Origin of the sequence: Kineothrix alysoides (assembly GCF_000732725.1) — a bacterium.
Taxonomy (GTDB): domain Bacteria; phylum Bacillota; class Clostridia; order Lachnospirales; family Lachnospiraceae; genus Kineothrix; species Kineothrix alysoides.
The window spans coordinates 1,821,215-1,836,383 of the sequence record NZ_JPNB01000002.1 but is presented as its reverse complement, the minus strand read 5'-3'; the positions used below and the strand labels follow the sequence as shown (position 1 = coordinate 1,836,383).

General features: G+C 36.3%; 13 protein-coding genes. All 13 read right to left on the bottom strand.

What is annotated here, in order from left to right:
- Positions 1 to 6: 6 nt before the first annotated feature.
- Positions 7 to 816, bottom strand: a complete 810-nt coding sequence (locus tag CC90_RS0119395) for an ABC transporter permease (RefSeq protein ID WP_031392373.1) — start codon at positions 814 to 816, stop codon at positions 7 to 9.
- Positions 817 to 835: 19 nt separating this feature from the next.
- The gene (locus tag CC90_RS0119390) at positions 836 to 1,546 is read right to left on the bottom strand and encodes a WbqC family protein (protein ID WP_132038508.1); all 711 of its coding nucleotides are present in this window, start codon (positions 1,544 to 1,546) and stop codon (positions 836 to 838) included.
- Between the two features lie 28 nt (positions 1,547 to 1,574).
- A complete protein-coding gene (locus CC90_RS0119385) occupies positions 1,575 to 2,384 on the bottom strand; it encodes a radical SAM protein (RefSeq protein WP_031392371.1) in 810 nt (269 codons plus the stop codon).
- Positions 2,385 to 2,406: 22 nt separating this feature from the next.
- Positions 2,407 to 3,690, bottom strand: a complete 1,284-nt coding sequence (locus CC90_RS22670) for a radical SAM protein (protein ID WP_035315859.1) — start codon at positions 3,688 to 3,690, stop codon at positions 2,407 to 2,409.
- The gene (locus CC90_RS0119375; RefSeq protein WP_031392369.1) at positions 3,665 to 4,981 is read right to left on the bottom strand and encodes a polysaccharide pyruvyl transferase family protein; all 1,317 of its coding nucleotides are present in this window, start codon (positions 4,979 to 4,981) and stop codon (positions 3,665 to 3,667) included. Before CC90_RS0119375 ends, CC90_RS22670 begins: the two co-directional genes overlap by 26 nt.
- 208 nt (positions 4,982 to 5,189) lie before the next feature.
- On the bottom strand, positions 5,190 to 6,299 hold the full coding sequence (locus tag CC90_RS0119370) for a DegT/DnrJ/EryC1/StrS family aminotransferase (RefSeq protein ID WP_031392368.1): 1,110 nt from the start codon (positions 6,297 to 6,299) through the stop codon (positions 5,190 to 5,192).
- A gap of 36 nt (positions 6,300 to 6,335) precedes the next feature.
- Positions 6,336 to 7,181, bottom strand: a complete 846-nt coding sequence (locus CC90_RS0119365) for a glycosyltransferase family A protein (RefSeq protein ID WP_031392367.1) — start codon at positions 7,179 to 7,181, stop codon at positions 6,336 to 6,338.
- A gap of 72 nt (positions 7,182 to 7,253) precedes the next feature.
- Entirely contained in the window at positions 7,254 to 8,306 is a 1,053-nt protein-coding gene (locus CC90_RS0119360; RefSeq protein WP_031392366.1) for a glycosyltransferase family 2 protein, read from the bottom strand.
- Positions 8,307 to 8,316: 10 nt separating this feature from the next.
- A complete protein-coding gene (locus CC90_RS0119355; RefSeq protein ID WP_031392365.1) occupies positions 8,317 to 9,477 on the bottom strand; it encodes a glycosyltransferase family 4 protein in 1,161 nt (386 codons plus the stop codon).
- Positions 9,455 to 10,702: a glycosyltransferase family 4 protein gene (locus CC90_RS0119350; protein WP_035315858.1), complete on the bottom strand. Its 1,248-nt coding sequence runs from the start codon at positions 10,700 to 10,702 to the stop codon at positions 9,455 to 9,457. The genes CC90_RS0119355 and CC90_RS0119350 overlap by 23 nt, the downstream gene beginning before the upstream one ends.
- Before the next feature lie 27 nt (positions 10,703 to 10,729).
- Positions 10,730 to 11,944, bottom strand: coding sequence for a glycosyltransferase family 4 protein (locus CC90_RS0119345; RefSeq protein WP_157837568.1), 1,215 nt, complete (start codon positions 11,942 to 11,944; stop codon positions 10,730 to 10,732).
- A complete protein-coding gene (locus CC90_RS0119340) occupies positions 11,928 to 13,793 on the bottom strand; it encodes a hypothetical protein (RefSeq protein WP_031392362.1) in 1,866 nt (621 codons plus the stop codon). The genes CC90_RS0119345 and CC90_RS0119340 overlap by 17 nt, the downstream gene beginning before the upstream one ends.
- A gap of 168 nt (positions 13,794 to 13,961) precedes the next feature.
- Entirely contained in the window at positions 13,962 to 15,128 is a 1,167-nt protein-coding gene (locus tag CC90_RS0119335) for a nucleotide sugar dehydrogenase (RefSeq protein WP_031392361.1), read from the bottom strand.
- Between the last annotated feature and the right edge of the window lie 41 nt (positions 15,129 to 15,169).

Genomic DNA, 15,169 nt, shown 5'->3' with positions numbered 1-15,169 from the left:
CTCCTTTTATAGCATATCTGCGAACTGTGGACGCAATTTCTTAAAGGTATATGCACCTATTATTAATTGCACTAAGACTATTGCCCAAAAATACAAGGTCTGATAAGGATGCTGCCAAAACCAAATATCCGTGCAAAAAGCTTCCCTATACCCACAGCATATATAGTACATGGGATTTAACTTCACAATAAGCTGTACGTTTTGAGGCATGGTACTTGGATCCCAAATCAAAGGCGTAGCCCAAAATCCTACCTGTATAATGAGTGTAATAATATTTAATACATCTCTTGAGAAAACTGACAACGCAGAAGTCAGCCATATCAAACCTAAAACATAAAAAAATACACATATATAATAATAAAGTACTTGTATATTATTTATTCGCGGCATTCTTCCATACAAAAGATACATTACAAAAATAAATCCAACAAAAAATAAATGTATGAAACTAGCAGAAATTATCTTTATAAAAGGCAGTATGCTTACTCTAAACTTCATATTTTTAACCAAATAATAATAGTCAAATAAACAATTCGCGCCCGAAGAAAATGCTTCCGAGAAAAAATTCCATGCTAAGAATGCAGGAATATACCACAAAATAAATGGTACATTTTCAACCGGAGTAGACCTAAAACCAACCTCAAAGACAAACCATAAAACCAAAATAATTACAACCGGCAACAAAAACGCCCATGCAATTCCTAGCAAGGAATTAGTAAATCTGGATTTAAAATCATTCTTAGCTAATTCAAATAATATTTTTCGTTCCTTGAATATAGACGCCAAAAAGTATACTATTCTTTTTAAAGCACTCATTTAATTTCCTTCCTATCAATCAATTTATAATCTCATAATCATGCAGCATATCCATAATTTCACTTTTACTACAAAACATCATAACGTCAATAATTGAAAGTCCTTTTTCAAAGCGGCCAATTTTTTGAATATATTCATTAAAATTTATCTGCAAGAATTCTAGTTCTATATTCTTGTTACTATATTTTTCACGCACAAAAAAATCCTTTCCGCCAGGCGGATTTACATAAGTGGAATAACCTTCTTTTTCTGTTATATAAAGAGCCCATTCATCGGGTTTTTTTATTTCCGGCAAAGGCATATTCATTTTGGAAAAAACATCAAGCGACGTACTGATTCCAAGATAATCACAAACATTTTGTGTGGACACAATGTTTAAATCTGATAATTTTAGATATTCCCTATCTAAAATATTATGAAGTAATTCTAATACCAAATTATAGTACGGAGCCTTTTTTTTATATACAGTTAAGAGTCCCCATATCTTTTCTTTCCATTTTTTCGAGTTATCAATTTCAATATTCATAATTGGCATTGTCTGCTCCGCCTTTTTTATAGGAACGGTAATATAACTCACTTCATTTTTACTATTTAATACCCTATTTCTATTTACCCATCCATGGTGAATATATTGTGGCGTATCAAAAAATATAAATTTATCTGTATTTTCAATTATTGAAAAATATCCTATGTACGGAAAAAAATATGGCTGCATTATTCCTAATTTCACGTGTTAACGCCCTTTCTTCATTGTCATATTACTTTATCGGAAGCTGTTCTGCCGGATAATGCCTTTTTACATTATTACGTAGCCCCACACAATAGCCGCAAGAAGTGCTGCTTGCCTGCGAAAACATATGAGATAAGTCTTTTCGTTTCTCTTCTATAGTAATAGAAGAACTCGTTAAATCAATGTATTCACCTTTTATTCGAGGGATAGTTTCCTGCCCCATTCTCCAATAAGAGCGAGAGCACGAATGCAGTTCACCATCATTGATTACAAAATATCTTCCTGATCGGTGAATGCATTCTCTTCCTTGTGCATCGCGAAGCTCCAAGTCATCAATCTTTTTTGAGTGATCTGTAAAATCAATCCATCCATCAAAATATAAATCGTCTCCATGGAAATTAGAGATTCTGTATGTAATATTCCTTTTCCCTAATTCCTCTGAAATACTTTGTATCTTAGGCGACAAGTCACCATAATCGCTTAATACCAATCTGGTAATATCCGCATTTCTCTCAAATATCTGCAATATATCCTCCGGAATGTCTAAGGTTGCATTCGTCACAAAATCGACACTTTCCGTAATTTGACTTTTATAAGAATAGACGACCTTTAGTATCTCCGCCAATTCTTTATTCATCAAAGGCTCCCCTCCCGTTACCGTAAATGTCTTTACAGTGTCTACCACACTAAAATAACTTTTTAACACATCTTTTGTTTCCGCTAACGACAAATCTTTCGGATTCTCGTAGTATGGTATAAAAGCAAGACATAGTTTGCACCTTAACGTACACCTTTGACTAACACATAATGCAGTTCTCCATATATCTGTTCTTTGCATCTTTTTTCTCCTAATGTTTTCATTACACTGTAAACTGTTCTGCAGCAGGGTATTTAGGCGTATTTTCAGATAATCCTTCACAATACGCACAAGATGTACTGCTTTTCTGCCCTAACATATGCATTAGTGCTTTCTTTTTATCCTCTGATGAAATATCTTCCAACAAATCAATATATTCCTGTTTGTTGTGGGGAATAATTTCTGTCACCATTCTGTAATATGATCTGGTACAGGAATACAAACCGCCCTCCGCACTGATTATATACTTCTTGTTTTTTTGAAACTCACATTTCATTCCTTGTTTGTCTCTTTCCTCTTGAGTTTCATGTTTCAGGCTATGATCTCTGCAGTCAATCCATCCATATCTATTGCCTTCAGTATATAAGATAGTATTGTCCCCTAAATTGGAATTGCATAAATCTTTATATAACTCTTGTGCCTTTGTAGAAAGATCATTACCATAGTTATTAATAATAATTTTAATTTTATCTTTATTATTCTCAAACAGTTCTATTAATTCTTGTTTCATCTTAATCGTTCCGTTTGTAATGAATATGACTTCCTTTTCAATTTGTTTCTTATAGCTGAATATAATCTTTAAAATCGGTATAATATCTGGATTTGTTAATGGTTCGCCACCTGTTATAGCAAATTTATCTACAGTTCCAATAATGTTAAAATATTCTCTCAATACTCTTTCCGCTTTTTCCTTTTTCATTACTTTTGGTGAGGCATAATAAGGTGCATAAGAAAGGCATAGTTTACATCTGAGCGTGCACCTTTCCGTTACCATCAACGAAGTGCTCAATAGTTTTATCTGACTATCGATTGGCGCATGTAATTCCTTTACCATTTTAATAAATTCTCCTTCTATCTCCATGCTCTTAAATCCCATACTACTATACAAGCGTAAAGCTTTTTTATTATCCTTGTGTACTTCCAAGCTAATCTTTCTTATACCTTGACCAGTCGCGTTTTGAAGTACATTTTGCATTAATAAACTCCCTGCCCCTAGGCCTTGATATTCCGGCAATACTCCAAAAGAAGAGATATAGCTTTCTTCCTTCTGATTCATATAGATTGCGCAATGTCCACAATCTATTTCTCCGGTTTGTACATAAAAAATATCTGCATATTCAGAAAGCTTTTTAGCGTAATCTTTGATACATACCCTCTCAGACAAGGGGGGAACCATGTAACTGTCCATTTTCATCAAAAAATTATAAAGCCTTTGTAAATCTGCCGACGGCTCTTTATGATATACCCTATATTCTTCCATATCAATCCACAAGCTTTCGAATTTCATTAAAGGCTTCCATTGCCAACTGCTGCACTTCCGGAATTCTCTTTTCCAACCTTTTACGGAGACTTTCCATATTATGATAGCAGTATATCACTTTATCCATCACTCCATCTTTATCTCCCGGCTCACATACCATTTCGCCTATTCCTGCAAGGTCGGCAAAACCATACATTTTAGTACTGGGAATAAAACTCTTTTCATATGTTATGAACACTGTTGGTACATATTGTGTGATAGCGGCAACTGAAGCATGAACTCTTCCTGTTACAAACATATCAAACTTCCCAATGATAGTTTTGGTAACCCTTGGTAAATAAGGCCCTTCCAGACATATAATATCTTCTTTTCCAACATTTCCCCGCTTTATTATAATTTCCTGTAGCTGCTTCAAAATTGGATAATCTCTTCCATTTACTAATTTAAAATTTGGCGGAAGCTCAAAGCCATTCGTATGTGATATGAGCACTACTCTTGCATTTAATTTAATTACCATTTCTTCAATAATTTCCACGAAAATTCGATATTGGCTCTCATGCCTCGGCCACATATCATATGGGCCAACTGGCATATTAAAACCGCCTATTGTAAAACCAATTAATATCTTATCGCCGTTCCCTCTTAATTTTGCTACCATATCTTCAACATCAATATCTTCTTCTAATAATTGCGGGTAGTAGAGAAATGCCGGACATGCAAAGTCCTTGACTCTTGCCGATTCAAATCCCCATTTCCCCATATTTTGTGTAGAAGTCGGCTCTCTATTTATAATTAACGAAAAATGAGAGTATACTTCTTTAGCGAAATTTCTTGTCATTTCATCTGTAAATGGTCCGGGCGTTCCTGCAAAAAGCACAGTTTTCTTACCTAATAATTGTGCCGTCCGCATCTTATACAAATCCACCAGAAACCTCTCATGTCCAACATGTTCCGCATTATCTCCCCACATATCTCCCGAAACATTAATAACCAGAATACTTTCCTGTATACATTTCATATAAGGTGTCAACATTTCCTTGGAAATTTCCTTGTGTTGGGATACCAAATCATATTCTTGCTTAGCATCTTGCACATCATGCCCATTCCATGAATAATACAAATCCATAGGTAGCACTGTAATCTTATACTGTTCGATAAAGTTTTGAGTCATCTGAAATGTAGTTACTATCTCCGCATCAGGAAACACTCTGTGTAATTGTAGAAATAATGGTTCTATAATATAATAATTCCCTATGTTTCCAAATTGCAACCGCCCCCAATGGAGAGTGCAAAGCCCTGTCACTAAAACTTTTTTCATTTTTACTTCCTTTTCTTTATTTGTAATTTCCCTTTAAATTTAAATGTAAAGAGCCTTTGTCCATCTAGCCTGCCTATTTGCCATTTCAAAATTCCGCTAAAAACTTACATCTATAATATAAGATTTATATACACAGCTTATATCTCATAACAAAATCACAATATTCTTATTATGTAATGTTACATTGGCATTTATGATTAATTTTATTTTATCCACCTATATTATTAATTAATCCACATATTCTTTTTACATTTTCAATAGATAGTTCTGAATAAAGCGGTAACGTTAGCACACGCTCGGATATATTAGAAGCAATTTCAAGATTTTTATAGTAATAATTCTTACTATAACATTCTGTATTACTAACTAAAGGATAAAAATATTTTCGAGTAAAAATGCCATATTCTTTTAATCTATCATATAAATCATCTCTGCAAATTCCATATTTGTTCTCGTCTATTATTATTGGAAAATATGAATAATTAGGCCTTACACTTTTCTGTTTGTCAAAATACCTAATTCCATTTATCCCATTTAGCTCTTTTTGATAAGTCGATACAATCAACTCTCTTTTTCTTGCCTCTTGATCAACATATTTCAAATTGCATAATCCCATTATTGCACGAAATTCATCCATTTTTGCATTAGCGCCCACACCGTCAATCGTTAATTCATTGCGAATGCCAAAATTTTTCAATCCATACAATTCATGTCCCAATTTTTCACTTTCATATACCACCGCTCCGCCTTCTATTGTGTTAAAAACTTTTGTAGCATGAAAACTCAAAATAGAAGCATCCCCATATGCAGTGATACTTCTATCTTTATAAGTCACACCAAAGGCATGTGCCGCATCATAGATTACTTTTAGATTATATTTTTTAGCTATCTGCTCAATTCTCTCTACATCACATATATGCCCGTAAACATGTACCGGAACAATAGCAGATGTTTTTTCAGTAATTAACTCTTCAATTTTATCAACATCAATAGTTAAATCTCTTTCATTTATATCACAAAAAACAGGAGTTAAGTTATTTCTCACAATGGCATGCGTAGTAGACACAAATGTAAACGGCGTCGTTATGACTTCCCCGCTCAAATGCATAGCTTGCAAGGCCATTTCTAAAGCCATGTGACCGTTTGTCATTAAAGAAACATTCTTTACACCAAGATATTTCTTCAATTCACTTTCTAATTTTTTATGATTCTCTCCCATATTGGTTAATTTATGAGATTCCCATAGAGGTTTTATCATCTCTATGTACTCTTCATACGGGGGCATAGAAGATCTTGTTACATATATATTATTATCCATTTTCAGTTACCTCACAAAATATTTATTGAACTAAATCTATAGTTCTTTCAATGTCTTCCGGACTATCCATCTAATGAACGAAATATTTTTTAATAATTGAAATTTTTCAAATCGCCGCTCATATTTTCTTCTGACATAGATTTGCTCAATCAATGATTCCCTTAACGCCATCGCATACTCTTCTGCATGTTTTTCATAGAAAGCTTTATGATTATGATAAATTCTCTCATAAATTACCTTTGTTTTATCAATATCGCTTAAAAATTTTGTTGTTCTTGATTCCTCTTTTATTCTGTAATGGAATAACGTCTCCGGTATCTGATAAATTTCCTTCTCTTGTTCCAAAATGGAAATCCAAAATGCATAATCTTCCATTCCTTCATCCATAGAAGTATCAAAACCACCAACGCTTTCCCAATCTTCTCTTCGAAACATAGCCGTTACAAACACAATATTATCTATCAACATATTTTTAAAAGAATATGCCGGCAAATCCCACTTTCCTGTTTTCTTACCGAATAAATCCGCAAAACAATACACCACTCCAATATCTTTATATGTCTGCAAAATATGCACAGCCTTTTGCACATAAGTCCTATCAATAAGGTCATCAGCGTCGAGCGGAAGGATATACTTCCCTGTCGCTGCTTGAATACCGAAATTTCTCGCCCCGGCAGGACGTAAACGTTCAGTTCTTAAAACTAATATATTTTTATCCTTAGCAATCTCCTCTAGGATTTTCAGTGTTTTTTTCTCGTCCGAACCATCATCAATTATTATTAATTCGACATCAGGATATGTCTGCTTCTTTACCGAATCAATCGCCTGCACTATATATTTTCCATCATTATAGCAAGGCATAATTATACTCACTTTGTCCATAATATATCCTCACATAATATTTTACCAACTCATTTTACTATACTCTCAATAATAAAGCAAGTTACCAGCCCTCTACCTATTTTCTTCCGCCGTCCTATACTTTCTCATTGCAGCTATTCTTTTTCGGTAATCCTCTGCCCTGAAATATCTTTTTTTTAATACATCTTCCCATTTCTCTAAAAATAGCTTTCTATTTTTTTCAATACCCCGTATCTGCTCATTTTCTAACTTTGAAGACATACCCTCAAAATGAACCACTTCCGACTCTGGCTGATACACTACCTTGTATCCCTGCTCTCTTACTTCAAATGCCAAATCCACATCTTCATAATACGCCGGCGCAAACCGTTCATCAAATCCCCCAATTTCTTCCCATAACTTTTTTCTTATAATAATAGAGGCACCGGATACATAATCTGTTTCCCGCAAATAATTCAGTTCTTCTTCCCCTGCTTGCCTATTGTTTCCATATTGCAAAACAGTAGCATCTCTCCAGACTATGCCGCCGGCTTCTTGGACTAATCCTGTCGGATATACCAGCTTTGATCCTGCTAACCCAACTCTTTCTTCCGTTTGCAATAAATCCACCAGTGATTTCAGCCAATGTTTTTGTACTTGTGTATCATTATTCAGAAAAACCAGATATTTTCCTTTTGCCTCTTTGACCGCACAATTGCAGTTTATAAGAAATTGATAATTTGATTTATTATGAATTACTTTTATTCCTTTTGTATTTTTTTCCAATTCAGAAGTTAAATCAGTGGACGAATCATCAGCTATGATTATTTCATAATCCACGCCTTCACTGTATTTTTTTATAGCTCTTAAACAATTATAGGTATATGCAAATTGATTGTAGACTGGAATAATAATAGAAACCAATGGATTTGTATACGTCGAAAATACAATTGGTTCATATTGCTCCAGAGATAAATATTCGTAAAGCGGCTCTACATCATATATCCTGCCCTTCTTTTCTTTCAATCCCCTTTCTTTATCTTTAACAAGCCAAAAATGATATTTGACTCCGTTCCATCCTTGCTCCTTAAAAATAGAGATTGCATTTATAATTCTATGAGGCTTTATTATTTTTAATAAAGATTTGATTTCTCCAAGCAGCTTCATCTCAGCACCTTTATACTTCCTCTATCTTTGCCTTCCATTTATCAATTACACTATTCCATGTATAATACCGAGCTATATATTCTTGCGCTTTTTTACCATAAAAAATATATTTTTTCCCCATTATACTTTCTATTATAGTTTCAAATCCTTCAAAGTCCGAATAGGCCTCACCTGCATTACTTCTCTCACAATGCCCCTTGAGCACTTCGCATTTCCCATTCACGATCACCGGAACTCCCAGTGCCATGGCCTCAAGCACCGCAATGGAAAGGCTTTCGAACTGCGATGGCAGCCAAAGCAACTTAGCGCCTTTTATCGCATTATATTTATCTTCTTCTGAAACGAATCCAAGATACCGGATGTTGTCCTGTTCAGGGATGTCCATGTATGCTTTACCGATTACCACGAGCTGCAGGTCTTTCCTTTTTTCGCTAAAATTTTGGAAATAGGCGAACATTTCATCACAGCCTTTCTCAACCTCCACTCTTCCTGCGTAGAGCAGATATTCTCCTTCTATCTCATATTTTTCCCGGAAGCTTTCTTCATCGGCACTTTCCGGCAAATCTATTCCTACACCAATTACTTCGCTGTCTATTTTCTCGTTATGGAACAGGCCATGCACAAAAGCTCTCTCTTCCGGTGTCAAAAATATGATTTTTCTTGGCAATCGGAATAATTCATCATACAGCTTGAAATAAATACAGTACTCATCGTGAGCCGTAGGCACGAATATGGCTTTTTCCGCCACCTCCCGCATACCGAATACGGCGGGATAATACATATAGGTAACGAATATGAAAACATCATACTCGTCCTTATTCTCCCGGATATATTTTACCAAACTGGGGACATACGGCCCCAATACTTTATTCCATGTTTCCGTTATTTTCCGGGTATTTCCTCCAAACCGCATGATAAGAATCTTCAGAAACCTTTGCAGAACGCGGCTGCGCTTCGTTTTCACTCCGAACCGCCTTACTTTTACGCCGTCTATTTCTTCAACATCCTCTTTATAATAGTCTTCCCAATTTTCATAAGTAAGGGCCTTCGATGTCAGCACTTCCACCTCATAATGTTCTTTCAGCTTCTGAGCCATCAACCGCGTATAATATTCGGAACCGCCGTTTACTTCTTTTCCATATCGTTGATTAACAAATGCTATCCTTTTCATATATTTCCTTCAATCTATTTTTCATAATGCCTGCCGCACATTCATAACTCAAGTTCTCTTTTATATAGCTTTGAGCATTCGTTCCTGTCGTTTCCCTATATTCTTTATTTTCCCACAGCCTTTTCATATAATAGGCTGCGTGTTCTGTATCAGCATCCGCCCAATAATTTCCTTTCTCGTATGGCCCAATGGTCTTTTCCAGCTTTATTAGTTTATAGTCTACAAGACAGGCACTTTCTTCATCCATGAATTCCTTAGAGGCCGACCAGTTCGTAGCAATAACGGGCTTACCAAGCGCCATTGCTTCCGCAAGCGGAAGCCCGAACCCTTCCGAGCGGTGCAAGGAGACGAGTACATCGGATACGTAAATCAAAGAATCTACTTGAAGTCTCGTAAGGTTGGTTGTAATGAAATAAACGTTTTTATAATCTTTCAGTCTGTCTTTTAACTTCTCCAGCTTCTTATCCTCAGCATGATTTACTTTAATGACTATCCCTACATCTTTATTTTCCTCAGGAAATGCTTTGATGTAAGCATCGATTACCGCTGCAGGATTCTTTCTTTCACTGATGCTTATAAAATCATACATGGTCAAAAAGAGAAATTTATCCTCCGGCAGACAAAAATACTCTCTATCAAAGTAATCGCTCTGTACTGTCTCGATAACATATGGCACTGTAATAACCGGTTTATTTGTCTTCTTCCTTAAACTATTGCTAATAAATTCAGACGGAGTCCATATCTCATCCACTGTCTGAATGCAGGGCAGCCATCTGTCCGGAAATTCCTCCAACTCCCATAACCAGTAGGCGATATTATAGCGATAATCAAACATACTATTATCCGTTTCATTATAATCCTTTGCCCATGTTTCAGGAATCCAGTTAATTAAGTTGATGTCGTACTTTACTGTATTCGTAATTTTATGTTCCCACGTATTGTCATTGTGCTCCAGATTCCCATGGAGGTCTGTTTGCTTTACAACAAAAGGAATATCGCCCTTTTTCATAATAATGGCTAATATCCGAATGCTCTGTCCCAAGCCTGTCTCCGCTTTAATATCTCCCACCAGATTAATTCCAGAAGGGTAATATCCCTTTTTATATGGCTGAATTTTCTCCTTTTTAACAAGCATTTTACGGCTGTTCTTCACATTAATTATATTTTTTAATTTCAACGCAATGGTATCCGGAAACATTTTTCTAACTATTTTTTTTAATTTCATATATAACCCTTTGTTTAAACATATATTTTATGGACAAGTAATTTGCTCTTCTATCTTCTTCGCCGACTTCCCCCACTGGAACATCTCCACCCTCTTCTTAATTTCCCGCACAGTCACTTCATCGCATTCCTGATGAAGGCCCTGCCGCATCTTTTCTTTCAGCTCCTCCTTATTTCCCGAATGAAAATAAGAAGCAGCTTTACCCAGCACTTCCGGCAGGGAGGCGGCATCGGAGGAAATTACCATCGTACCTACCGCCATAGCCTCTAACGGCGGCATGCCGAAGCCTTCATAGATAGACGGGAAGATGAAGCAATCAGCCATATGATATACATAAGGCAAGTCTTCGTCATCGATAAAGCCTGTCACCACAATGCTCCTTCTGTACTCCTCCTCAATCCGGTTCAGGAACTCATCCATCTTCCAGCCCTTACGTCCTGCCAGAACAAGAGGTATGTCTGGAAATGGAGTGTTCACCTGTGAGCATTTCGCTTTTCCCTCCTCCAGCAGCTCCACATAAGCTTCTACCAGAAATGGAAGGTTCTTGCGCGGTTCTAAAGTGGCAAGGCAGAGCAGGTATTGCTCGGGAAGGTGGTATTTATGGCGTATATCCAACGATTTTTTCCTGATTTTCTCAAGGCGCGCCTCGATTTCTTTTTTATTCTCCTCACTGTCAGGGTCCTCCGAAGGCTGGGAGCCAATATAATTCATAAATACATCCGAGATTCCGCAGTAAGCTATCGTAATCTTTTTCTTATCGTAATGAAACTTGTCCACGATTCTGTCACGTGTAAACTTCGAGTTCACTATGATCCCTCTGCTTACCCACAGCGCATTTCTAATGGTCAGCTTAAAGTACAATTCCATCTTTTTCTTCATGGTCTCCGGGCAATCCCAACTGGTCAGGTCATGAATGGTGTTATAAATTCCCTTCCTGAGAAAAAGCACCGGACTCTGGAATGCAAGAAATAAATAAGCATCTGCCTTAATTTTATATAGATGAAACGGCAATATAATCTGTTGGAATACAAGCTTATTCCGTCCCGGATACACCTTGAAAACGATATTTTTCCTACTTTTATATTTTTCGAATTCCTTATGGACTTTTCTTTTAAATAATAAAATATAAGTATTCTTGCCCTCGCTATCCAACGCAATTAATTCTTCGGCTATGCTCATGGCATAGCGCTCTATTCCCGAAAAGTTATCAGCCAGAGAGGTTAAATCAATCACTATTCTCATTTTTTTGCTTCTGCTCACCTTTTTGTTTATCATTATAACGAACCATCCCAATCATTACAAATAAAATACTTCCCAGCAAATACCCTTCAAATATATTTAACAATGCTCCTCTGACATACTCTATCCTAACAATATTTCCGGTTTTTTCTACCATATAATTTTTATCTTGGCTGATATGCTCTATCCGATCCGAACCGGAATCCTTCATGATCCGTTCAGGATAGATTTCATCGGCCATAGCATTTCCAGAAATGATACGTGTCAGCAATACCCTATACTCTTCTTCACTGATATCAGAGTATAATTCAAACAATCGCACGCGGAAGGCATCATACCTTTTATTGCTGCGTACGCTCTGAGGGAAAGAGAATTCCAAGGCAGCATTCACTTGTGCTTCTGTCAGCCGCCCATTTAATCCTGTTTCTCTTAATATATCACGAATAGCACCTTCATTACAAACCGCTTGGACATATTGTTCCATTTCCTCTTCCAAGTCGCCTTCCGAAGCACCGGTATCGACAGCATGTATTATTACGCTCTGTGCATCTACATAACCTAACGCGCGAACCGGAACCTCCACATAATCCGGCATCGTCGTTCGCAATAGATAACAACATAGAAATATTGTTCCTCCCACTGCTCCCGTACCATAAAAATATTTTTTCCCGATCACCACTTTTCTAATTCGGCTTAAATACTTGTTACACCGATTACCCGTTTTTTCATCCGCCTCTTTACCGTATAAAATTATTCCCATGAAAAGTAATGATACGTTCATAAACGAGTTGGAAATAAACTGCTCCATAATACCATATAACAAAAAAGATAATATCATAGCCAATGCGGGTAAATCTTTTTCACATTTACGCAAATGCTTTCTTTTTCCAATTTTATTAAGTATACCACTGAATCCGGCTATCAAAATAATATACCCTATACAAAAAAGCAGGAATGCTATAACACCAAATGTCATAAAAAAATATACATATCCGTTATCCATAATCGTCCAGAAGTTAGGTAAATCCTTCATCCGTGTTCCGAACAGCGTAATGGGCTGATTCCATAAATAATATTGAGAAAAGGACAATCTCGCCTGCATCATACTATCCAACTTCTGCATAAAGGGGTAATTGAGAAGCTGCGGACCACCAAAAGAAATAAGCAAACAAGCCGGAAAAAATAACTGGCTGAGAAGTTTTTCCCCTCGGCTTAGTTCGCTTTTATTTACTGCGTATAGATTAAGTGCGAGATAGAATGTTGTCACTATAATACCCGTATAGCTGACTGAAAATAGAAACACCAGAATATTTCCCAACATAAATCCCATTGCTTTTTTGAAATTAAATTTATCCTTTAAAGCATAGCCAACCAACGCTACTAATATAAAATATGATTCATGAAATACATTTCCTGTACTATATCCCATTCCCCATCTAATAATCTCGCCTATATTTCCCTTATCATGTACAACTAACGGATTAGGGATAATCCCTATTCCTGCCGCTAACACGGTACCAATAAAAGAAACAGTATACACAACAGCACCTATCTTAAAAAGTTTGCGTATATCTATATCCTTAATTCCTACAACCGTCAGCGTTGTTAAGAGAATTCCCAATCTTCCCGAATTTCTATACGCAGCAAAGGCTATGAGACATAAAAGTATCATAGCCGCTATCTGCTTTTTATTATATTTTGTTAATATAAGCTTTAAGACTACACAAACACATGCGGCAGCACTTAAAAGATAATATATCTTATCTCCGCTATCCAGCCCTATTCCTTTTGCAAAAATCATTAACCCAAAAAAGAGGTAATAGGATAATTCCTTCAGCTTACTCTTGGTCATGCAAATGCCCGTCCTATCTTTTTATATCGCCGTCCGATGCGGTAATACTCAATGCCATAATTTCTCATAGCACCTACATCATACACATTTCTTCCATCATATACAACAGGGGTTTCTTTTTTACCGCTTAAAGCTATTTAATGCTTCGATTACATATATGCCTTAATTTCAATCTCTACCATACAAATCGCGCGTATATACCTTATCCTCTACTACGATAAGCTCTTCATTCATTCGATTCGCAATAATAACATCCGATTCATCCATAAAATCTTCCAGAGAGTGTATTACTTTTGAACCAAAAAAGTTTTCCATTTTCATTGTGGGTTCATAAATAACAACTTCAATTCCTTTTCCTTTCAGCCGTTTCATGATTCCCTGAATGGCCGATTGCCGAAAATTATCAGATTCTTTTTTCATAATCAGGCGGTAAATCCCTACTGTCTTCGGATTCTTATTCAATATCATCTGTGCAATGTGATCTTTTCTAGTGGTATTTGATTCTACGATTGCCCCTATCAGATTATTCGGAACATCGGCATAATTGGCTCTTAATTGCTTCGTATCCTTGGGAAGACAATATCCGCCATATCCAAAGGATGGATTATTATAGTGGTTGCCGATTCTTGAATCCCCGCACACTCCTTCTATAATATTCCTTGTATCAAGTCCGCGAACCTCTGCAAAGGTATCCAGCTCATTAAAATAAGCTACTCTAAGAGCCAGATAGGTATTGGCAAAAAGTTTTACTGCTTCTGCTTCTGTTGCATCCATGAAAAAGGTTGGTATCTCTTCTTTTATTGCTCCTTCCGATAATAATCCTGCAAAAACCTGCGCCCTTTTCGATTGTTCCCCTACTATGATTCTAGACGGATATAGGTTATCATAAAGTGCCCTTCCTTCTCTTAGAAATTCCGGTGAAAAAATAATATTATCCATTTCAAATCGTTCTCTGGCTTTCAACGTATATCCTACCGGAACGGTAGACTTGATAACGATCGTTGCCGACTTATTAACCTTTTTTATATTTTCTAACACACTTTCAATAGAACTCGTATCAAAAAAGTTCCTATCCGGATCGTAGTTCGTTGGAGTCGCTACAATAATATATTCCGCAGCCTTATAAGCCTCTTCCGCCACTGTTGTCGCTGCCAGATTCAACCGCTTCTCTGATAAATATTCACAAACTTCCTTGTCAACAATGGGGGACTTCCTATCATTGACCATGTTTACTCGTTCTGTTGATATATCTGTCACTACAACTTCGTGATTCTGCGCTAATAATATGGCGTTGGACAGACCTACATAACCGATTCCCACAACTGCAATTTTCATTGATTTCTTATATCCTTTCTCTCCCCGGATAATCCAATTAT